Source organism: Streptomyces pseudogriseolus, assembly GCA_002154585.1.
Taxonomy (GTDB): domain Bacteria; phylum Actinomycetota; class Actinomycetes; order Streptomycetales; family Streptomycetaceae; genus Streptomyces; species Streptomyces pseudogriseolus.
The window spans coordinates 1-736 of the sequence record MUNG01000679.1; the positions used below are offsets into that span (position 1 = coordinate 1).

Sequence of the window (736 nt, forward strand, 5' to 3'; positions counted from 1 at the left end):
TTCACGACGGACTGGACGAGCCGGGCGGACCGCTGCGGGCTGAGGGCCGCCGCACGCAGGCCGTCGAACGCCCGTGTGTACTCACGGACATGATGCTCGCCCTCCAGGTAGACCGCGTCCGTGATGCCGTCCCGGTACACCAGGTCCGGGTCCTCCGGGGCCGGGAAACCGAGCATGGTGAAGGAACCCGTCGCCGGATACGTGCCCGAGTCGAAGGGCAGCACCTGAAGGGTCACACTCGGCAACTCCGTGATCTCCAGGATCTTTTCGAGCTGCTCCCGCATGATCTCCCGGTCCCCGATGACGTTGCGCACGGCCCCCTCGTTGACAACGAACCAGGCCTCGGGCGCGTCGGGACGCGTCAGCATCTCCTGCCGTTCGAGCCGTACGCGTACGGCCCGGTCGATGTCCTCGGCCGACATGTGGGCGCCGGTGGTGTGGAGNNGCTCCAGACCGATGTAGATGTTGAACCACTCGGGCACACCGGCCCCGTGCACCTGCCACCACCCGCGCGTCTTGGCCTCGCGCGCCAGGGACTTCAGGAACTCGCGCAGCTCGTCGCTCGTGCCGTAGAAGCGGCACAGGGCGTCGACGTCCGAGGGCTGGACCCTCCCGCTGCCGGTCTCCATGCGGTTGACCTTGGAGCCGCTCCAGTCCAGTGCCTGGCCGACCTGGGCACAGGTCAGTCCGCTCTTCTCCCGGAGCTTCTTCAGCTCGATCGACAGACGCCGACGGC

The 736-nt window shown here is 68.0% G+C and carries 1 protein-coding gene; it reads right to left on the minus strand.

Features of this window, described 5'->3' with window-relative positions; translation table 11 throughout:
- Window positions 1–736: helix-turn-helix domain-containing protein (locus tag CCN29_RS34050; protein WP_442538685.1), on the minus strand; the 736-nt coding region annotated here is incomplete at both ends.